This window comes from Microbacterium sp. Leaf288 (genome assembly GCF_001422925.1).
Lineage (GTDB): Bacteria > Actinomycetota > Actinomycetes > Actinomycetales > Microbacteriaceae > Microbacterium.
This window is the reverse complement of the sequence record NZ_LMNI01000001.1, coordinates 609,266-628,905: the sequence shown is the minus strand read 5'-3', so window position 1 is coordinate 628,905 and position 19,640 is coordinate 609,266. Positions and strand designations below refer to the sequence as shown.

The 19,640-nt window shown below is 70.5% G+C and carries 17 protein-coding genes; 10 read left to right on the top strand and 7 right to left on the bottom strand.

The window, feature by feature from the left end:
- Nucleotides 1-26: 26 nt before the first annotated feature.
- The 6 genes from ASF40_RS02635 to ASF40_RS02610 form a co-directional block, all read right to left on the bottom strand.
- Nucleotides 27-497: a heat shock protein transcriptional repressor HspR gene (locus ASF40_RS02635; RefSeq protein WP_056365926.1), complete on the bottom strand. Its 471-nt coding sequence runs from the start codon at nt 495-497 to the stop codon at nt 27-29.
- A 50-nt stretch (nt 498-547) separates the two neighbouring features.
- Nucleotides 548-1,546, bottom strand: a complete 999-nt coding sequence (locus ASF40_RS02630) for a DnaJ C-terminal domain-containing protein (protein ID WP_056365924.1) — start codon at nt 1,544-1,546, stop codon at nt 548-550.
- A 15-nt stretch (nt 1,547-1,561) separates the two neighbouring features.
- Nucleotides 1,562-2,179 carry a nucleotide exchange factor GrpE gene (locus ASF40_RS02625; RefSeq protein WP_056365922.1) on the bottom strand — a complete coding sequence of 206 codons (618 nt, stop codon included), beginning with the start codon at nt 2,177-2,179 and terminating at the stop codon, nt 1,562-1,564.
- A gap of 2 nt (nt 2,180-2,181) precedes the next feature.
- Nucleotides 2,182-4,050: a molecular chaperone DnaK gene (dnaK, locus tag ASF40_RS02620; RefSeq protein WP_056365919.1), complete on the bottom strand. Its 1,869-nt coding sequence runs from the start codon at nt 4,048-4,050 to the stop codon at nt 2,182-2,184.
- A 162-nt stretch (nt 4,051-4,212) separates the two neighbouring features.
- Nucleotides 4,213-4,749: a hypothetical protein gene (locus ASF40_RS02615; RefSeq protein WP_056365917.1), complete on the bottom strand. Its 537-nt coding sequence runs from the start codon at nt 4,747-4,749 to the stop codon at nt 4,213-4,215.
- Nucleotides 4,746-6,329 (bottom strand): MFS transporter, encoded by a 1,584-nt coding sequence (locus tag ASF40_RS02610; protein WP_056365914.1) that lies wholly within the window; start codon nt 6,327-6,329, stop codon nt 4,746-4,748. Before ASF40_RS02610 ends, ASF40_RS02615 begins: the two co-directional genes overlap by 4 nt.
- Before the next feature lie 81 nt (nt 6,330-6,410).
- On the opposite strand from ASF40_RS02610, the gene ASF40_RS02605 reads away from it, so the two are divergent.
- From ASF40_RS02605 to ASF40_RS02595, 3 genes are all read left to right on the top strand, one after another.
- Entirely contained in the window at nt 6,411-7,892 is a 1,482-nt protein-coding gene (locus ASF40_RS02605) for an MFS transporter (RefSeq protein ID WP_056366753.1), read from the top strand.
- Between the two features lie 124 nt (nt 7,893-8,016).
- Nucleotides 8,017-8,598: a hypothetical protein gene (locus ASF40_RS02600; RefSeq protein ID WP_056365910.1), complete on the top strand. Its 582-nt coding sequence runs from the start codon at nt 8,017-8,019 to the stop codon at nt 8,596-8,598.
- Nucleotides 8,599-8,721: 123 nt separating this feature from the next.
- Nucleotides 8,722-10,767 (top strand): vWA domain-containing protein, encoded by a 2,046-nt coding sequence (locus ASF40_RS02595; RefSeq protein WP_056365907.1) that lies wholly within the window; start codon nt 8,722-8,724, stop codon nt 10,765-10,767.
- A gap of 166 nt (nt 10,768-10,933) precedes the next feature.
- On the opposite strand, the gene ASF40_RS21400 is transcribed toward ASF40_RS02595, so the two are convergent.
- A complete protein-coding gene (locus ASF40_RS21400) occupies nt 10,934-11,554 on the bottom strand; it encodes a MarR family winged helix-turn-helix transcriptional regulator (protein WP_235560107.1) in 621 nt (206 codons plus the stop codon).
- Between the two features lie 116 nt (nt 11,555-11,670).
- On the opposite strand from ASF40_RS21400, the gene ASF40_RS02585 reads away from it, so the two are divergent.
- From ASF40_RS02585 to ASF40_RS02555, 7 genes are all read left to right on the top strand, one after another.
- Complete coding sequence (locus ASF40_RS02585) at nt 11,671-12,504, top strand: MarR family winged helix-turn-helix transcriptional regulator (RefSeq protein WP_056365904.1); 834 nt, start codon at nt 11,671-11,673, stop codon at nt 12,502-12,504.
- Nucleotides 12,505-12,914: 410 nt separating this feature from the next.
- A complete protein-coding gene (locus ASF40_RS02580) occupies nt 12,915-13,601 on the top strand; it encodes a sirohydrochlorin chelatase (RefSeq protein ID WP_056365901.1) in 687 nt (228 codons plus the stop codon).
- A gap of 177 nt (nt 13,602-13,778) precedes the next feature.
- Nucleotides 13,779-15,506 (top strand): nitrite/sulfite reductase, encoded by a 1,728-nt coding sequence (locus ASF40_RS02575; RefSeq protein WP_056366748.1) that lies wholly within the window; start codon nt 13,779-13,781, stop codon nt 15,504-15,506.
- Complete coding sequence (locus tag ASF40_RS02570; protein WP_056365898.1) at nt 15,503-16,246, top strand: phosphoadenylyl-sulfate reductase; 744 nt, start codon at nt 15,503-15,505, stop codon at nt 16,244-16,246. Before ASF40_RS02575 ends, ASF40_RS02570 begins: the two co-directional genes overlap by 4 nt.
- A complete protein-coding gene (cysD, locus tag ASF40_RS02565) occupies nt 16,243-17,160 on the top strand; it encodes a sulfate adenylyltransferase subunit CysD (protein WP_235560106.1) in 918 nt (305 codons plus the stop codon). Before ASF40_RS02570 ends, cysD begins: the two co-directional genes overlap by 4 nt.
- Nucleotides 17,161-18,507, top strand: a complete 1,347-nt coding sequence (locus ASF40_RS02560; protein ID WP_056365892.1) for a sulfate adenylyltransferase subunit 1 — start codon at nt 17,161-17,163, stop codon at nt 18,505-18,507.
- A gap of 53 nt (nt 18,508-18,560) precedes the next feature.
- Nucleotides 18,561-19,640 carry an ABC transporter substrate-binding protein gene (locus tag ASF40_RS02555; RefSeq protein WP_056365889.1) on the top strand — a complete coding sequence of 360 codons (1,080 nt, stop codon included), beginning with the start codon at nt 18,561-18,563 and terminating at the stop codon, nt 19,638-19,640.

Here is a 19,640-nt window from a genome sequence, read left to right as displayed (position 1 = left end):
CATCCGTCCCCTCCCTCTTCGGTGAATCAGCCCGCCGGGGTCTCGTCCGGGGGTTCGCTCTGCTGCGCGAGCGACGCGCGCGGACGCCATACGACGACCTCGGTCGCGCGGCGGACGCGCGTGCCGTGGCGCAGCGTCACGACCGCACCGGTCGATCCGGCGGCGAAGACGCGGGCGCCTGGCCGCTTCTCGAGTTCGGCGCGCATGCGGTCCTCGAGGTCGCGGACGCGGCTGTGGAGCTCCTGCACGCGGTTCTCGAGCTCGAGGATGCGCACGATCGCCGGGAGGCCGATGCCGTCCGACGACATGCGGGCGACTTCGCGCAGCTGCTCCACGTGGCGCAGCGAGTAGCGCCGCGATCCGCCCTGCGTGCGCGCGGGGACGACCAATCCGAGCCGGTCGTACTGACGCAGCGTCTGCGGGTGCATGCCCGACAGCTCGGCGGCGACGGCGATCGCGAAGATCGGGGCATCCTCGTCGATGTCGTGCTCGGTCATCTCGTCACCTCCTCGTCTCACTTCGCTCGCTCAACGACCGTGTACATCGGTCAGCCCTGCGCCTTGGCCATGAGGTCGGCGCGCGGGTTCTCCTTCGACTCGAGGCTCTGGAAGCGCTCGAGCGCTTCGCGCGCGGCCTCGTCGAGGTGGGACGGCACAGCCACCTGCACCTCGGCGAGGAGGTCGCCCGTGCCCTTGGCCGTCTCGACACCGCGGCCCTTGACGCGCAGCACGCGGCCGGACGGCGTGCCCGGGGCGACGCGCAGCCGCACCGGATCGCCGCCGAGCGTCGGCACCTCGATGGTGGCGCCGAGCGCAGCCTCGGTGAACGTCACGGGCACGGTGACGCGCAGGTTCAGCCCGTCGCGCGTGAACACCGGGTGCGGACGCACGGTGACCTGCACGACGATGTCGCCGTTCTCGCCGCCGTCGGGCGAGTGACGCCCGCGGCCGCGCAGCCGGATCTTCTGCCCGTCCGAGACGCCGGCGGGGATCTTCACCTTGAACGGCTTGCCGTCCTCGCCTGCCAGCGTGATGGTCTCACCCCTGGTCGCCGTGACGAAGTCGATCGTCGTGCGCGCCGTGACGTCGGCGCCGCGCGTCGGGCCGCCGAAGCCGCGGTAACCGCCGCTCGGCTGCCCGAAACGCCCGGAGCCGAAGCCGCTGCCGCCCTGCTGCTGGTTGAACATCGCGAAGATGTCGTCGAAGTCCTCGGCGCTCTGGTAGCGGGCGCCGCGGCCCTGATTGAACATCGAGAAGACGTCCTCGAAGCCGCCGGCGCCGCCCGGGCCGCCCGACGTGAATCGAGCACCCGAGCCCATCGCGCGGATCTGGTCGTACTCCTTGCGCTGCTCCGCGTCGGAGAGCACCGAGTACGCCTCGCTGACCTCCTTGAACTTCGCCTCGGCGGCCGCGTCACCCTGGTTGGAGTCGGGGTGGTACTTCCGCGCGAGCTTGCGATACGTCTTCTTGAGGTCCGCCTCGCTGACGTCCTTCGAGACGCCGAGCACCGAGTAGAAGTCCTTGTCGAACCAGTCCTGACTGGCCATGGAGCCTCCTTCGGGCTACTCGGCGGGAACCGCGACGACGACCTTCGCCGGACGCAGTTCCACCGAGCCGAGGCGGTAGCCGATCTCGACGACCTCGACGATCGTGGTCTCGGTCGCGCCGGGCGTCGGCACCTGGAAGATCGCCTCGTGGTGCTGCGGATCGAACGCCTCGCCGGCGGCACCGTACGTGGTGAGCCCGATGCGCTCGGCGACGCCGCGGAGCTTTTCGGCGATCGCCGCGAAGGCGGATCCCTGCTCCAGGTCGCCGTGCTTCTCGGCGCGGTCGAGGTCGTCGAGCACCGGGAGGATGCCCTTCGCGACCGCGCCCTGGGCGCGCTCGATCTCGACCTCGCGCTGCTCCTCGGTGCGGCGGCGGTAGTTGGCGTACTCGGCCTGCAGGCGCTTGAGGTCGTTCAGCAGCTGCGACTCGAGGTCGGCGAGGACGGCGTCCTCGGCCGCGGCGTCGGCGTTCTGCGCAGCGCCAAGGATGTCGTCGACAGTGAGCTCGTCGTCCTGCCCGTCCTGCGGCGCGGGGCCGGAGGCGTTCGCCTCCGACCCCACATCCTCAGGCCGGACCTCGTCGCCGTCGCCCGGTTCTTCGACCGGTTCCGGGTTGTGGTCCTTGTTCGCCATGGTTACTTCTTCTCGTCCTCTTCGTCCACGACCTCGGCGTCGACGACGTCCTCATCGGAGTCGGCCGGGGCCTGTCCGTCACCGGCGTCGCCGGCCGCAGCATCCGGAGCGGACTGCGAAGCCTGGCTCGAGGCGTAGATGGCCTCGCCGAGCTTGCCCTGGCTCTGATTCAGCTTGTCGAACGCGGCCTTCACGGCGTCGTCGTCCTCGCCCGCGAGCGCGGTCTTGAGAGCGTCGACGTCGCCCTGGACCTCGGTCTTCACCTCGGCGGGGAGCTTGTCCTCGTTCTCCTTGATGAGCTTCTCGATCGAGTACGAGAGGGTCTCGGCCTGGTTGCGCACCTCGGCGGCCTCGCGACGCTTCTTGTCGTCGGCGGCGTGCTCCTCGGCCTCGCGCACCATGCGCTCGATGTCGTCCTTCGGCAGCGACGAGCCGCCGGTGATCGTCATCGACTGCTCCTTGCCGGTGCCCTTGTCCTTGGCGGACACGTGCACGATGCCGTTCGCGTCGATGTCGAAGGTGACCTCGATCTGCGGGATGCCGCGCGGAGCCGGCGCGATGCCGGTCAGCTCGAACGTGCCCAGCGGCTTGTTGTCGCGGGTGAACTCTCGCTCGCCCTGGAAGACCTGGATCGCGACCGACGGCTGGTTGTCGTCGGCGGTCGTGAAGGTCTCCGAGCGCTTCGTCGGGATGGCGGTGTTGCGCTCGATGAGCTTCGTCATGATGCCGCCCTTGGTCTCGATGCCGAGGCTCAGGGGGGTCACGTCGATGAGGAGGACGTCCTTGCGCTCGCCCTTGAGGACACCGGCCTGCAGGGCGGCGCCGACGGCGACGACCTCGTCCGGGTTCACGCCCTTGTTGGGCTCCTTGCCGGCTTCCTTCATCACGAGCTCGGACACGGCGGGCATGCGGGTCGAGCCGCCGACGAGCACGACGTGGTCGATGTCGCCGACCTTGATGCCGGCCTCGCGGATGACGTCCTCGAAAGGCTTCTTGGTGCGGTCGAGGAGGTCCTTGGTGAGATCCTCGAACTTGGCGCGCGTGATCGTCTCCGACAGCGACACGGGGCCCGAGTCGGTCAGCGACAGGTACGGCAGGTTGACCGAGGTGCTGGTCGACGAGGAGAGCTCCTTCTTCGCCTGCTCGGCGGCCTCCTTGAGGCGCTGCAGCGCGATCTTGTCGCCCGAGACGTCGACCCCGGTGGTGTCCTTGAACTGCTTGATCAGGTAGTCGACGAGACGCTGGTCCCAGTCGTCGCCACCGAGGCGGTTGTCACCGGCGGTCGCACGCACCTGGATCGTCGAGAAGTCGTCGTCCTTGCCCACCTCGAGCAGGGAGACGTCGAACGTTCCGCCACCGAGGTCGAAGACGAGGATGAGCTCGTCCTCCTTGCCCTTGTCGAGGCCGTAGGCCAGGGCGGCCGCGGTGGGCTCGTTGATGATGCGCAGGACGTTGAGGCCCGAGATCTCGCCGGCCTCCTTCGTGGCCTGACGCTCGGCGTCGTTGAAGTACGCGGGAACGGTGATGACGGCGTCCGTCACGGTGTCACCGAGGTACTGCTCGGCGTCGCGCTTCAGCTTCTGGAGGATGCGCGCCGAGATCTCCTGCGGCGTCCAGCGCTTGCCGTCGACGTCGAAGCCCCAGTCGGTGCCCATGTGGCGCTTGACCGACGAGACGGTGCGGTCGACGTTGGTGACGGCCTGGCGCTTGGCGGTCTCGCCGACGAGCACCTCGCCGTCCTTGGTGTACGCGACGACCGACGGGGTGGTGCGGAAGCCTTCGGCGTTCGCGATGACCTTGGGCTCGCCGCCCTCGAGGACGCTCACGACCGAGTTGGTCGTACCGAGGTCGATTCCAACAGCACGTGCCATGTGTATCTCTCCTTCATATGGGCGCAGACGGATGCTGCCACCCGGGGTTACAGGGAAGTCTTCTCGCGGCTCACCATGAGGTTGAGTCGCGATGGCTCAACCATACGCCTGGGGTGCAGCATCCGTCAAATCAAAGTTGATACGAGGCGGCTCAACTTGCCTTCAGATCGAGTGCGCAAGGGTCTGGAGGCCCACCACCAGGAGTCCGAGCGCGACGAGGATGGCGAGTGCGACCATCTGCTTCCACCACGCGAGGTCGGAGCGGCGCACCGCGAACCAGCCGATGACGGCGAGCGTCGCGATGTAGACGATGGCCGAGGCCTGCAGCGCCGCGTCGAGCGGCATGACGTCCAGCAACGCGAGAAGCAGGAGGATGCCGGGGGTCAGGAGAGTGCCGAGCGCCCCACCGGCGATCCGCGTGGAGATGAGGAGGTCGACGCGGCCCGGGAACGTGCGGTGCACCGACAGGTGCGAGATCACGTCCGAGACGAACCCCGCCGCCGTGATGCCGACGACGCCGAGGATCAGCGCCCAGAACGCGTGGTCGGCCTCAGGGTGCTCGCTCGAGGAGACGACCAGCACGATGGCGAGGCCCGTGAAGGTCGCATACACGCGCTCCTTGAAGTAGGCGACGATCGCCTGCTCGCCGCCTTCGACCTGCTCGAGCTGCGCCCGCGCGCGGTCCGTGCGCCGGCTCACCCGCCCAGCATCCCCTCCACGGCCTCGTTCGGCTTGGGGTCGGGCAGGCGCCGCATGCGGAAGCCGTTGAGCACGCCGAGCACCGCCGCGAGGATCGGGATGAGCAGGGCCACCTGGAGCGCGATGTGGCGGGCCTCGGTGTTGATGCGGATCACCTCCGCCGATGCCTCCGGCGGCTCGTCGGCGAGGAGCTGCTCGAGCCCGGTGTTCGACATGAGCTCGGCGTCCTCTTCGAGCACCGTGGCCACCTGCTCCTGCTGCTCGGAGGTCAGCACCGTGCTCGAGTACGCGAGCGAGGTGAACGACGCCGCGAGGGTCGCCAGCATGATGGCGCCCGCGAACGCGAGGCCGAACGAGAGGCCGAAAGAGCCGGCCGCGGAGTTGACGCCGGCGGCCTCGCTGACGCGCTCGTCGGAGATCGGCGAGAGCGTGTAGTTGTTGAGCTGCGAGACCAGGAGGCCGAGGCCCGAGCCCGCGATGATGAGCGGAATCGTGAGCCACCACCCGGTGTCGGCGACGGGCACCAGCGGCACGATGGCGATGAGGCCGACCGCGGCGAGCGAGAAGCCGAGCAGGATGAGGTTCGCGGGGCGCCCCTTGGCGCGGCGCCCTGCCCAGATCGCGACCGCGAACATGCTGAGCGACAGCGGCGCGATCGACAGACCGGCCTGCAGCGCGTTGTACTCGAGCACCATCTGCAGGTACAGCGGCAGCACGATCATCGTGCCGCCGAGGGCGATCTGCTGCAGCAGCTGCCCGCTCACGCCGGTGCGGAACGGCTTCGACGAGAACAGCGCAGGGTCCAGGAGGACCGGCTTTCCCTTCTTCTTGCGCGAGTTGAGCCACCACGCCAGGCCGCCCAGCGCGACCACACCGAGGCCGATGATGATGCCGACGTAGCCCCCACCCTCCTGCCACACCAGGATGCCGAGCACGACGCCGCCCATGCCGATGACCGAGAGGGCCGCACCCACGAGGTCGATGGAGCGGTCGCCGGTGTACTTGACGTCTTTCACGAGGCCGGCGCCGAGCAGCACGACCGCGATGATGACCGCCTCGAGGCCGAAGGCGACCCGGTACGACCAGAACGTCGTGATGAACCCGCCGAGCAGCGGGCCGACGGCCGCGGCGATCGCGGCCGACGCGCCCACCAGCGCGTAGACGCGCTTCTGGTGGGCGCCCGCGAAGTTGCCGTGGATGAGCGACTGCATCGACGGGAGCAGAAGGGATGCCCCGATCCCGCCGATCACCGCCCAGAAGATGATGACGGCGGTCAGGCTCGTCGCGAACGTCATCGCGACCGCGCCGACGGCGTAGCCGCAGAGGCCCAGGATGTAGGCGAGCTTGCGTCCGATGAGGTCGCCGGTCTTGCCGCCGATGAGGATGAAGGCCGCGGAGACGAGGGCCTCGAGGGCGATCGCGCCCTGCACGCCGCTGGCGGTCGTGCCGAGCTCCTTCACCACCGCCGAGATCGAGACGTTCATGATCGACGTGTCGACGACGAGCACGAACATCGCCATGGCGAGCAGGATGGCGAGACGGCCGTTGAACTTCGTCTCGGGCGAGGGATCCCCTGTCATGAACGAAGCAAAGCACCCCGCGCCCTCGGAGCGCTACTTTGATTCCGCACCAGTTCACCGAAGGGTCTTAGTGTGACCGACATGAGCTCTCCCGCCGCCGGCTCCGACGAGCCCGGCACCCCGTCGCAGCCCGCTTCACCGGCGGATCCCGGCGCTTCGACCGAGCACGTGCTGTCGACCGCGGCCCTGAACACCGGCGGTCTCGACGACACGCCGGTGCCCCGTCGGCGGGTGTTCGCGTGGGCGCTCTGGGATTGGGCGACGCAGCCTTTCAACTCGGTGATCCTGACCTTCGTCTTCGTCTCTCTCTACCTGGTCTCCGACGCGTTCCTGCCCCCCGACGTCGCCACCCAGAACGCGAACGGCGACATGGTGTGCTCGAGCGCCGCGGATTCGGCGACCGCGTACTGCGGCGCCCTCGCCGATCTGTCGGAGTGGTACGGCTGGGTCACCTTCGCCGCCGGCATCCTGATCCTCCTGCTCGCCCCGGTGCTGGGCCAGCGCGCCGACGCAGCGGGCACGAAGAAGCGCTGGGTGGTCGGCGCGACCGCGGTGCTGGCGCTTCTGCAGTTCGCGCTCTTCTTCGTGTACTCCGAGCCGCAGTTCTTCTGGCTCGGCGCGATCCTCGTCGCGCTCGGGTCGGTCTCGTCCGAGATCGCGGGCGTCAACTACAACGCGATGCTCGTGCAGGTCTCGACACCGAAGACGATCGGCCGCGTCAGCGGGCTCGGCTGGGGCATGGGCTACATCGGCGGCATCATCGCGCTCGCGATCGTCGTGGTCCTCAACCAGTTCGACTGGTTCGGCCTCGACGTGTCGGACGGCCTCGCCTACCGCCTCATCGCCGTCGGCGCGGCGGTGTGGACCGTGCTCTTCGCCCTGCCGTTCGTCTTCCTCGTGCCCGAGTCGCCGGCCGACCCCGACCGTCGGAAGGTCGGCTTCTTCGAGGGGTACGTCGTGCTCGTGCACGACATCGTCGCGCTTTTCCGCGAGCACCGGCCGACATTCTGGTTCCTCATCGCGAGCGCGGTGTACCGCGACGGCCTCGCCGGCGTCTTCGCGTTCGGCGGCGTGCTGGCCGCGGTGTCGTTCGGGTTCAGCGCGACGGAGGTCATCGCGTTCGGCATCGCCCTGAACCTCGTCGCGGGCGTCTCGACGATCATCGCCGGCCGTCTCGACGACCGCTTCGGCGCACGCGCGGTGATCATCACCGCGCTCACGATCCTCATCGTCAGCGCCCTGTTCGTCTTCTTCCTCCGCGAGGGCGGCAAGCCGGTGTTCTGGGTGGGCGGCATCATCCTGTCGGCCGCCGTCGGCCCGGCGCAGGCGTCGAGCCGGTCGCTGCTCGCGCGCGTCACACCGACCGGCATGCAGGGCGAGGTCTTCGGCCTCTACGCCACCACCGGTCGGGTGATGAGCTTCCTCTCCCCACTGCTGTGGGCGACGTTCATCGCGGCGTTCGGCGCGACGCACTACGGCATCCTCGGCATCGTGATCGTGCTGCTCGTCGGGCTGCTGCTCCTGATCCCCGTGAAGCTGCGGCCCAAAGACATCGGCCGCTGACGCCCGCGGACCGGTCCCCCCCGGTCCCGACAGCCATTGCATCGGATACCCTCGCTTTCGGGCAGCATGCGCACGGGGGGTCGTCGCGCACGCGTCCCTCACCTCGCCGAACCCGAGAGGCCCCGTGACGACCCCGCCGATCCCGCGCCTGCGCGCTGAGCGCGCCGAGCGCCTGCGCGCCGCGCGTCACCGCCGCGCGATCGGGTACTGGTGGGTGCTGATCGCGTGGCTGCTGTCGCTGTGGATCGGCACGTCGGTCGTGCCGCACGACTGGCTGCACACGCCGGCCCTGTTCGGCCACCTGGCATCGGTGATCGTCGGGCTCGGGGCCGCGGTGCTGCTCGAGATGAGCGGACTGCTCTGGATGCTGCGCCGCACGTCGCTCGACGACATGCGGCGCACCGAGCCCCCCGTGACCGCTCTCGCCTGGCTGGGCATCGCGGGCCTGCTCGTGACCGGCGCCTTCCTCCAGCCCGATCTCTCCCAGCCGCTCACCGGGATCAAGATGATCGCCGTGCTGGTGGCCGCGATGAACGGCGTCGCGATGACGCGGCTGACCGACGAACTCGACCGGCTGCCTGGCGCGGTGCGCTTCTCGTCGCTGCCGGCCCGGTTGAAGTTGTGGTGCGTCTGGAGCGCCGTCGTATCGCAAACCGCCTGGTGGACGGCCGTTCTGATCGGCATGCTGAACACCGCTTCACGGTGATCTCACGGTCTTCTCGCGCTCGTCTCGCACGTTCACTCGGGCTAGGCTGTCGCCAGACCGGACTACCCGGCCGGTGACCCCCCGCCCGGCTTCACGGCCGCACCCGCTTTTGAGGATGCTCCCATGCGCGATGGAACGCGCGGCGACGAGGACGTCCCCGGCCCCCGCAGGGGCCAGACCTCCGACCCGAAGACAACACCGACACCCTCGGCCTCTTCGCCGACCCCTTCTCCCACCTTCTCGACCCCCGCTGCGGCACCGAAGTCCGCGAAGCCGTCCGCGATCGACGAGCGCCGCGAGCGCCGTCGCAAGCGCCGCCGCCAGGGGATCATCGCGGCGACCATCGTCGGCATCGTCGTGCTGGTCGGCTCGATCGGCACGGTGTCGTACGCGATCGTCTCGAATCTCGCCGGCGCCGAACAGCCGGCCGCCGATCCCGCCCCCGAGGCGCCGGCCGTCGCCGAGCCCATGGTCTTCCCCGAGGACGAGCCCGCCACCGCCGCCGGCGCGGAGCCCTGCGCGACCGTCAACGTGCTGTCGTCGTTCGAGAACGCCGAGATGGTCGAAGGACTCGCGGCCGCGTACAACAGTCAGCCGCGCAACGTGGCCGGCTCGTGCGTGACGGTGACGACCAGCCGCGAGAAGTCGGGCGTGGCCGCCGCCGTCGTCGCGACCGGCTTCCCGAACCTCGCCGACGACCAGAAGCCCACCGTCTGGCTGCCCGATTCGTCGACCTGGGTCGACGTCGCGCAGGCCGACGGCGCCACCAGCCTTCGCGCCGAGGGCACGAGCGTCGCGGTCTCCGACATCGTGCTCGCCATGCCCGAGAACCTCGCGTCCGCGATCGGGTGGGATGCCGAGGCCCCGACCTGGGCCCAGATCTTCGAGTCGGCGGGCGACCCCGACCTCTGGAGCGGTCTCGGCCACCCCGAGTGGGGCGCGTTCAAGCTCGGCAAGACGAGCCCGCTCGTCGCCACGAGCGGCGAGGCCGCGATGTTCGCCTCCTACGGGACCGCCTCCGGATCGATGACGGACTTCACCGCCGCCCAGGTGCAGGACCCCGCCGTGCAGGCCGAAGTGCATGAGAACGAACTGGCGACGAGCCACTACATGGCGACGCCCGAGCACTTCCTCTGGCACGCACGCCAGGCCGAGGCATCCGGTTCCGCTGCCGACTTCCTCTCGGCGGTCATCGTCGACGAGAAGTCGGTGTGGGACTACAACCGCGGCATCACGAGTCGCGACGGCATCACGCGCACGCAGGCCGAGCCGCCGGCGGAGCAGCTCGTGCCGATCTATCCTGCCGACGGCTACTACTCGGCCGACAACCCGGTCATGCGCATCACTGGCGCGTGGATCGACCCGGTCGAGTCGGAGGCGGCGGCGGACTTCATCCGCTTCACGCACACCGCGCAAGGTCAGGCTGCTGTGCGCGCCGCGGGCTACCGCGACCTCAACCGCGACCTCGACGAGGGAGTGCAGCAGATCGGGCAGCTCGACGGCGACCAGGGCGGCACCCTCGCCTTCCCCGGAGCGGACGTCGTCACCGCCGTGCAGGCGTCGTTCCCCGACGTCCGCAAGCGCGCGAACGTGCTCTTCCTCCTCGACGTGTCGGGGTCGATGGACGAGCCCATCTCTGCGAGCGACACGAAGCTCACCCAGGCCCGCAAGGCGATCGAGGCGGCCGTCGGCCACTTCACGAACGGCGACGACGTGGGCCTCGCGGCCTTCGCGCAGGCGCCGGACGGGGCCATGGTGCCGGGGCTCGTGTCTCCGGTCGCCGACATCGGCTCGTCGCGCGACGGCTTCCTCGGTGCGCTCGGCGGCCTCACCTCGATGGGCGACACCCCGCTCTACCAGGCGGTCGACACGTTCGCGGCGCAGCAGGCGGCGGCGTGGTCGAGCGACCACATCAACGCCATCGTGCTGCTGTCGGACGGCGAGAACGACGCCCCGAACGCGCCGACGATCAGCGCCGACCAGATGCTCGCCAACCTGAAGGACATGCACCACGCCACGCCGGTGCTCATCTTCACGCTGGCCTACGGCGCCGACGCCGACGTGGCGACGCTGCAGTCCATCTCGAGCGCGACGGGCGCGCACTACTACGACGCGACCGACCCGTCCAAGCTCGAGGCGGTGCTCGGCGACCTCGTCACCAGCTTCTGACCCGGCGCCGGGTGCGCGCGCCGCGCAACCCGTATGCGCTGGGCAGCCGCCGTCTCTGCATCCTCAGCTGAGGTTGTGCGCCGAGATGCGGGGCAGGAGTCGGCGTGTCGCTCCTCAACTGGGCAACGCTCCTCATTTGAGGTCGGCGGGAACGCCGCCCCGACCCCTATGACGACCCGGGCCAGGAGTCGGCGAGCTTCGTCAGCAGGCGTGCGAGCTCGGCACGCTCGTCATCGGTGAAGGCGGCGAGCGCCGAGTCGATCGCCTCGCGCCGCTCGCCGCGGAAGCCGCGCACCAGACGTGCGCCGGCATCCGTCAACGCGACCCTCGTACGACGCGCGTCGTCGGGGTCGGCCTCGCGCCGCACCAGATCGAGCTCGACGGACTGCTGCACGAGCCGCGACGCCCGGGGCTGATCGACGCCCACGGCATCGGCGATCTCACCCACCGAGAGCGGATGGGATGCTGCGGCCAGAGCCTCGAGCAGCCTCATGCGCGCCGGGCCGCCGAAGCGGCCGCCTCCGGGCCACGGCGGTGCGCCGAAGCCGGGGCCCGGTCCACCGCGGCCCCACGGACCGCCGCGGCCGCCACGGCCCGCGAAGCCGTGGATCGAGCCATCGGGGTGGACGTGCCCCGAGCCGTCGGCGTCATGGCCGTGCGGAGCCGCGTGGCCGTGCCCGTGCGGGCCGGGGCCCTCCATCCACGGCGGACGGGGGCCCCGTCGTCCGCGGAGGCGGGCCAGGGCGGCGGCGATCGCGTCGGAGGGGTCGTCGGGAGTGGACGGCATGAGTCCAATTTACATGCGACTTGACATGGATCCGGAATGCATGTCACACTGCATGTACATGCACTTCGACATGTATCACCGGCGGCCCCTCGAGCCGCCCCCGAAAGGACTTCCCCATGAACGACATCAATGACAACGAAGAGAACGACATCCCCACCGGCAACCGTCCGCTCGGCTACTGGCTGCGTGCGGTCGACGCCTTGCTGACACGCGAGTTCGCGACGGCGCTCGAGGCAGAGGGCCTCACGCGACGCGACTGGATGGTGCTCAACGTGCTGTCCGGCGACATCGACGCCCCCGAGTTCCGTGAGCGTCTCGCCCGCAAGGGCAAGCGCCTCCGCGGCCTCGAGGAACGCGGCTGGGCCGAGGAGCAGGGCGACGGCACGTGGGTCCTGACCGACCTCGGCCGCTCCGAGAGGGAGCGCATCGGGGCGATCGTCGACGGACTCCGCGCCCGTGTGGTCGCCGCCGTCGGCGACGACGAGGCCTATGCGGCCCTGACCGGCTCGCTCGAGGCCATCGCCCGCGAGCTCGGCTGGGACGAGAACGCCACCGGCCGCGAGCGCGGGTTCGGCGGCTTCGGGCGCCCCGGGTTCGGCCCCGGCTTCCGTCCGGGCTTCGGCCCGGGCTTCGGGGGCTTCGGGCCTGGTTTCGGCGGGCGCCCGCGTCCGTTCGACCCCGACGTCCACGACGGCTACGGCCGCAACCGCCACCGCGGCTTCGCTCCCGGACGCCCCGGCCACCCGGCCGAGCGCTTCGACGACCCCATGCGCGGCCACGGCGATGAGGGCTGCCACGGCCACCACTCGCACGCCGGCCACAGCCACCACGACCACGAGGGCCACGGCGGTCACGGCCACCACGGTCGCGGCGGACGGCGCACCCAGCAGGCGTACGAGCGCGGCTTCGACGCCGGGTTCGCCCGCGGCCGGGAGTCCGGCGCGGCCTGAGCCGCAGCATCCGTCCCTCTGAAGGGTGGTCCCCGCACACGCGGGTCCACCCTTCGGCGTGTGTCCCGCAGTCCGGGTTTCGCAGGCGACCCAGCCTCAGATCCTGCGAAGTCCGGACATCGCCCGGAGGCCGACCGGGCCCAGGCAGCCGGCGGACCCGCGGCGGTCCGGGTTCCGCAGGCGACCCAGCCTGAGATCCTGCGAAGTCCGGACATCGCCCGGAGGCCGACCGGGCCCAGACAACCAGCGGACCCGCGGCAGTCCGGGTTTCGCAGGCGACCCAGCCTGAGATCCTGCGAAGTCCGGACATCGCACCGGGGGCGGGGGGCGGGGGGTGGGGGCCGAGGGCAGCCCGGGGGGGACGAGACGCCGTCACACGCGCGTCACACGCGCGGGGCACAATGGGCCACATGACACGGCCCGCGCTCCTCGCCATCTCGCACGGCACGTCGTCGCCGGCGGGGCAGGCCGCGGTCGCCGCACTGGTCGACGCGGTCGCACGGCGGCTGCCCGACATCACGGTGCGGCTCGGGCACGTGGACGTGCAGCAGCCGGATGTCGCGGCATCCCTCGACGCGATCCCGGAGGGCACGCCGGTCGTGATCGTGCCGTTGCTGCTCTCGGCGGGGTACCACGTGCGGGTCGACCTCATCGAGCAGTCCGCGGGGCGCGACGGTGTCGTCATCGCTCCGGCGCTCGGCCCTGACCCGCGCCTCGTCGACGCACTCCTCGCGCGCCTCGACCCCCTCGGCCCCGACGACGCCCTCGTGCTCGCTGTGGCCGGCTCGACCGACGACCGTGCGAACGAGGACTGCCGCGAGATCGGACGGATGCTGAGCGCCCGGCTCGATCGCGATGTCACGGTCGGCTTCCTCGCTGCCGCCGACCCGCGCGTCGACGTCGCCGTCGCAGACGCCGGGACGCGCGCCGAACAGGTCGTCGTGGCCGACTATCTCCTCGCCCCGGGCTACTTCCACGACCTCGCCGTGCGGCTCGCGGCCGGCGCCCCGGTCGCGCCGCCGCTTCTCGGCGACGACGAGCCGCCAGCATCCCTCGTCGACATCGTCGTCGATCGCTACAACGAAGCCGCAACGTAGTCGGACCGAGTCCACAAAGGCCCGTAGCCGCAACTGTGTGACGCACCGTTACGTCGGTTAACGTCACTTGACGCTCGGATAGGTCTCACGGGCGCCCGCTTCTAGCCTCAGGCAATGGACTCGATAGGGTCCCGCCCGGGGGACGCCCCGGGATTCACCCCGGAGGCCACCGTGACCATCAACGACACCGAAGCGCGCGCAGCCGCAGAGCGCCCGCGCGCGGCCGTGCGCCCGCCGCGCCCGTCGTCGAAGCCGAACGGCCAGTGGAAGGTCGACGGCACCACCCCGCTCAACGGCAACGAGGAGTGGAAGCAGGTCGACAACGGCCTGAGCGTGCGCGACCGCATCGAGAACATCTACTCGAAGGGCGGGTTCGCGTCGATCGACCCGACCGACCTGCACGGCCGCTTCCGCGTGTGGGGGCTCTACACGCAGCGCAAGCCCGGCATCGACGGCGGCCGCACCGCGACCCTGACCCCCGAAGAGCTCGAGGACGAGTACTTCATGATGCGCGTTCGCATCGACGGCGGCCAGCTCACCACCGAGCAGCTGCGCGTCATCGCCGGCATCTCGACCGACTTCGCCCGCGGCACCGCCGACCTCACCGACCGCCAGAACATCCAGCTGCACTGGATCCGCGTCGAGGACGTGCCCGAGATCTGGCGCCGCCTCGAGGCCGTGGGCCTGGGCACCACCGAGGCATGCGGCGACGTGCCCCGCGTCATCCTCGGCTCGCCCGTCGCCGGCATCTCGGCCGACGAGCTCATCGACCCGACGCCGCAGATCGACGAGATCACGTCGCGCTTCATCGGCGACGAGTCGCTCGCGAACCTGCCGCGCAAGTTCAAGTCGGCGATCACCGGCCACCCGAGCCAGGACGTCGTCCACGAGATCAACGACGTCGCGTTCGTCGCCGTCGAGCATCCCGAGCTCGGCATCGGCTACGACCTGTGGGTCGGCGGCGGCCTCTCGACCACCCCGCGCCTCGCAGAGCGCCTGGGCGTCTTCGTGGCGCCGGAGCGGGTGGCGCAGGCCTGGCACGGCGTCGCGCAGATCTTCCGCGACTACGGCTACCGGCGCCTGCGCAACAAGGCGCGCCTGAAGTTCCTGCTCGCGGAGTGGGGCGCCGAGAAGTTCCGCCAGGTCCTGCAGGACGAGTACCTCGGCTACGAGCTGCCCGACGGCCCCGCCGCACCGCAGCCGCTGACGCAGGGCGACCACGTCGGCGTGCACAAGCAGAAGGACGGCCTCTCCTACATCGGCGCGACGCCGATCGTGGGCCGCGTCTCGGGCCCGACCCTGGCGAAGCTCGCGGACCTCCTCGAGACCCATGGCTCGACGCGCCTGCGCACGACGCCGCACCAGAAGCTCGTCTTCCTCGACATCCCCGAGGAGAACGTCGAGCCGTTCATCGCCGGCCTCGACGAGCTCGGACTTTCGGCACGGCCGAGCCTCATCCGCCGCGGCACGATCGCGTGCACCGGCATCGAGTTCTGCAAGCTGGCGATCGTCGAGACCAAGGCGTACGCGACGGCGGCCGTGCTCGACCTTGAGAAGCGTCTCGAGCAGTTCGAGCTGCCGCATCCGATCTCCCTGCACGTCAACGGCTGCCCCAACTCGTGCGCGCGCATCCAGACCGCCGACATCGGGCTCAAGGGCCAGCTCGTCACGATCGACGGCGAGCAGGTCCCGGGCTACCAGGTGCACCTGGGCGGCGGGCTCGTGAACGCCGACCGCGACGACGCCGGCCTCGGCCGCACCGTGCGCGGCCTGAAGGTCGCCGCCGACGGCATCGCCGACTACACCGAGCGGGTGGTCAAGCGCTTCCTCGCCGAGCGCGATGCCGCCGCCGACGAGACGTTCGCCCAGTGGGCGCACCGCGCCGACGAGGAGGCCCTCCAGTGACCGTGTCCCTCGCCCCCCGCGTCGCCACGAAGCGCACCCGCGAAGAGCTGCAGGCTCTCGCCGAGCAGGGCAACATCGAGCTCGGCAGCCTGACCGACCATGAGGCATCCGCTGCAGAAGTGGTCGCGTGGGTCGCGCGCAATTTCGGGACGGATGCTGCCGCCGTCGCGTGCTCGATGGCCGACGCCGCCCTCCCCCACCTCGTGGCGGAGCAGCTGCCCGGTGTCGACGTGCTGTTCCTCGACACCGGCTACCACTTCACCGAGACGTACGCGACGCGCGACGAGGTGCAGCGCGCGCTCGACGTGCGGATCGTCGACATCACCCCCGATCAGACGGTCGCCGAGCAGGACGCCGAGTTCGGCGCGAAGCTCTTCGAGCGCGACCCCGGCCTGTGCTGCGCGCGCCGCAAGGTCGCGCCGCTGCAGGACGCCCTCGGCGGGTACGAGCTGTGGTTCACGGGGGTGCGCCGCGACGAGGCGCCGACCCGCACGAACACGCCGCTGGTGACGTGGGACGAGCGCAACGGGCTCGTCAAGGTGAACCCCGTCGCGGCGTGGAGCTTCGACGACGTGCTCGAGTACGCGGCCGCTCACAAGGCTCCGGTGAACCTCCTCGTCGGGTTCGGCTACCCCTCGATCGGCTGTGAGCCGTGCACGAAGCCGGTCGCGCCCGGCGAAGACCCCCGATCCGGCCGCTGGGCCGGCTCCTCGAAGACCGAATGCGGGCTCCACGAATGACCGGAACGATCGCCGCCCCCACCGCGCTCTCGACCCTCGACCTGCTCGAGGCCGAGGCCATCCACGTCATCCGCGAGGTCGTCGCCGAGTTCGAGCGGCCTGTGCTGCTGTTCTCCGGCGGCAAGGACTCGGTCGTCGTGCTGCACCTCGCCACCAAGGCGTTCGCGCCCGGCAAGGTGCCCTTCCCCGTGCTGCACGTCGACACCGGCCACAACTTCCCCGAGGTCATCGCCTTCCGCGACGAGACCGTCGAGCGTCTCGGCATCCGTCTCGAGGTCGCGAGCGTGCAGGACTACATCGACGACGGCCGCCTCCAGGAGCGCGCCGACGGCACCCGCAACCCGCTGCAGACGCTGCCGCTGCTCGACGCGATCGCCGCCGGCCGCCACGACGCCGTCTTCGGCGGCGCCCGTCGCGACGAGGACAAGGCCCGCGCCAAGGAGCGCATCATCTCGCTGCGCGACGAGTTCGGCCAGTGGGACCCCCGCAACCAGCGCCCCGAGCTCTGGAGCCTGTACAACGGCCGCCACACCCCCGGTCAGCACGTGCGCGCCTTCCCGATCTCGAACTGGACCGAGCTCGACGTCTGGCGCTACATCGAGCGCGAGGGCATCGCGCTGCCGCCGCTGTACTTCGCGCACGAGCGCGACGTGTACGCCCGCGACGGCATGTGGCGCCCCGTCGGCCCGTTCTCGCCGCCGCGTGAGAACGAGACGGTCGAGCGCCGCACGGTCCGCTACCGCACGGTCGGCGACATGAGCTGCACCGGAGCGGTGGAATCGGATGCTGCGGACCTGGCTGCGATCGTCGCCGAGGTGGGCATCTCCACCATCACCGAGCGCGGCGCGACCCGCGCCGACGACCGCCTCAGCGAGGCGGCCATGGAGGACCGCAAGAAGGACGGGTACTTCTAAATGTCTCTCGATACTCAGGGCGTTTCGTCTCGGTTCGCTCGCTCAACGACCGGGGCCGATGGCACGCTGTTCCGGTTCGCCACGGCGGGCTCGGTCGACGACGGCAAGTCGACGCTCGTCGGCCGTCTGCTGCACGACTCGAAGGCGATCCTCGCCGACCAGCTCGAGCAGGTCGCCCGCACGTCGGCCGACCGCGGCTTCGCGCACGGCGCGTTCGACTTCGCCCTCCTCACCGACGGCCTGCGCGCCGAGCGCGAGCAGGGCATCACGATCGACGTCGCCTACCGCTACTTCTCGACGGGCGCGCGGTCGTTCATCCTCGCCGACTGCCCCGGGCACGTACAGTACACCCGCAACATGGTCACCGGTGCGACGACCGCCGACGCCGTGATCGTGCTCGTCGACGGACGCAAGGGCGTGCTCGAGCAGACGAAGCGCCACCTCGCCGTGGTCGCCCTGCTGCGCGTTCCCCACGTCATCGTCGCGGTCAACAAGATCGATCTCGTCGGCTTCTCGCAGGAGACGTTCGCGGAGGTCGCCGCCCAGACCGAGGCCGTGGCGACCGAGCTCGGCATCGAGGACCTGCACGTCATCCCGGTATCGGCCCTCGAGGGCGACAACATCGTCGACCGCTCCGAGCGCACGCCCTGGTACGAAGGCCCGGCGCTGCTCGAGCTGCTCGAGACGCTTCCCGCCGCCGATGACGCCGAGCGTGAGCTCGAGCCGTTCCGCCTCCCGGTGCAGCTCGTGCTGCGCCCGCAGGGCGGCCTCGCTCCCGGCATCGACCCCGCCGAGGCGGAGCGCCTGCGCGACTACCGCGCCGTGGCAGGCCGTATCTCGAGCGGCATCGTGCGCGTGGGCGACCGCGTCGAGATCTTCCCCGGCGGCTCGGCGACCACGGTCACCGGCATCCGTGCCGCGGGCACCGAGGTCGAGGAGGCCACGGCCCCGCAGTCCGTCTCCCTCGAGTTCGACCGCGACATCGACACCGCGCGCGGCGCGCTCGTCGTCGCCGCCGGCACGCTTCCGGCGGGTCGCCGCGAGTTCGATGCCGAACTGTTCCAGCTCGACGCGCGGGCGCTGACCCCCGGCATCCGTGTCCTCGTCAAGTACGGCACCGCGACCGTGCAGGCCATCGTCGCGCAGATCGAGTCGCGCTACGACCTCGACGCGCTCACACACGAGCCGGCCCAGACGCTCGAGACCAACGACATCGGCCGCGTGCGGCTGCGGCTGGCGGCCGACCTGCCGCTCGAGCCGTATGCCACCAGCCGCCACGGGGGCTCGTTCCTCGTGATCCATCCGTCCGACGGCGCAACGCTCGCCGCCGGCATCGTGCGCGACTGATCCGTCGCGCACAACCCACCACTGAGCAACACCGAATCTAAGGAGGCGACACCGTGAACAAAATCCGCACTGCGACAGCACTCACAACCCTGGGACTCGTGGCGGCCATGATGGCCGGCTGCGCCTCCGCAGCGGCGAGCCCGAGCGACAGCGCCGCCGGCGGCGACGCCGCATCGGTCACCGAGCTGCGCTTGGGCTACTTCGCGAACGTGACGCACGCGCCGGCGCTCGTCGGCCTCGAAGAGGGCCTGTTCGATGACGCCCTCGGCGACGTCGACGTGACGACGCAGGTCTTCAACGCCGGTCCGGCCGCGATCGAGGCGCTCTCTGCGGGCGCGATCGATGCGACGTACATCGGCCCGAACCCGTCGATCAACACCTTCATCCAGTCCGGCGGCGAGTCCGCGCGCATCGTCGCCGGTGCCGCCACCGGCGGCGCGGCGCTGGTCGTGCGCGACGGCATCGAGGACCCGGCCGACCTCGAGGGCACCACGATCGCGACGCCGCAGCTCGGCAACACGCAGGATGTCGCTGCGCGCGTCTGGCTGAAGGACGAGGGCTTCGAGACCGACACCGCGGGCGGCGGCGACGTGCACATCACGCCGACCGAGAACGCGCAGACGCTGACGCTCTTCCAGCAGGGCCAGCTCGACGGTGCGTGGCTGCCCGAGCCGTGGGTCTCGCGCCTCATCATCGACGCCGGCGCACACGTGCTGCAGGACGAGGCCGACCTCTGGGAGGACGGCGAGTTCCCCACGACCGTGCTGCTGGTGCGCAAGGAGTTCCTCGACGAGCACCCGGACGTCGTCGCAGACCTGCTGAAGGGCCACGAGGCCGCCGTGCAGTGGATCGCCGACAACCCCGCCGAGGCGCCCGCCGTCATCAACGACAAGATCGAGAAGGACACCGGCAAGCCGCTGGCGGACGACGTCATCGCCCGTGCGCTCGAGCACGTGTCGTTCTCGGTGGACCCGCACGCCGACACGTTCCAGACGCTCGTCGAGAACGGCATCGAGGCGGGAACCCAGAAGAAGGGGTCGATCGAAGGTCTCTTCGATCTGCGCCTGCTCAACAAGCAGCTCGAGGCCGAGGGCGCTGACACCGTCTCGGCAGCAGGGCTCGGCGAGGACTGA

Coding starts and splice junctions, on each gene's coding strand:
- ASF40_RS02595 (WP_056365907.1), top strand. CDS start 8,722: ATGCGCGATGGAACGCGCGGCGACGAGGACGTCCCCGGCCCCCGCAGG.
- ASF40_RS02580 (WP_056365901.1), top strand. CDS start 12,915: ATGACACGGCCCGCGCTCCTCGCCATCTCGCACGGCACGTCGTCGCCG.
- dnaK (WP_056365919.1), bottom strand. CDS start 4,050: ATGGCACGTGCTGTTGGAATCGACCTCGGTACGACCAACTCGGTCGTG.
- ASF40_RS02585 (WP_056365904.1), top strand. CDS start 11,671: ATGAACGACATCAATGACAACGAAGAGAACGACATCCCCACCGGCAAC.
- ASF40_RS02635 (WP_056365926.1), bottom strand. CDS start 497: ATGACCGAGCACGACATCGACGAGGATGCCCCGATCTTCGCGATCGCC.
- ASF40_RS02610 (WP_056365914.1), bottom strand. CDS start 6,329: ATGACAGGGGATCCCTCGCCCGAGACGAAGTTCAACGGCCGTCTCGCC.
- ASF40_RS21400 (WP_235560107.1), bottom strand. CDS start 11,554: ATGCCGTCCACTCCCGACGACCCCTCCGACGCGATCGCCGCCGCCCTG.
- ASF40_RS02605 (WP_056366753.1), top strand. CDS start 6,411: ATGAGCTCTCCCGCCGCCGGCTCCGACGAGCCCGGCACCCCGTCGCAG.
- ASF40_RS02560 (WP_056365892.1), top strand. CDS start 17,161: ATGTCTCTCGATACTCAGGGCGTTTCGTCTCGGTTCGCTCGCTCAACG.
- ASF40_RS02625 (WP_056365922.1), bottom strand. CDS start 2,179: ATGGCGAACAAGGACCACAACCCGGAACCGGTCGAAGAACCGGGCGAC.
- cysD (WP_235560106.1), top strand. CDS start 16,243: ATGACCGGAACGATCGCCGCCCCCACCGCGCTCTCGACCCTCGACCTG.
- ASF40_RS02630 (WP_056365924.1), bottom strand. CDS start 1,546: ATGGCCAGTCAGGACTGGTTCGACAAGGACTTCTACTCGGTGCTCGGC.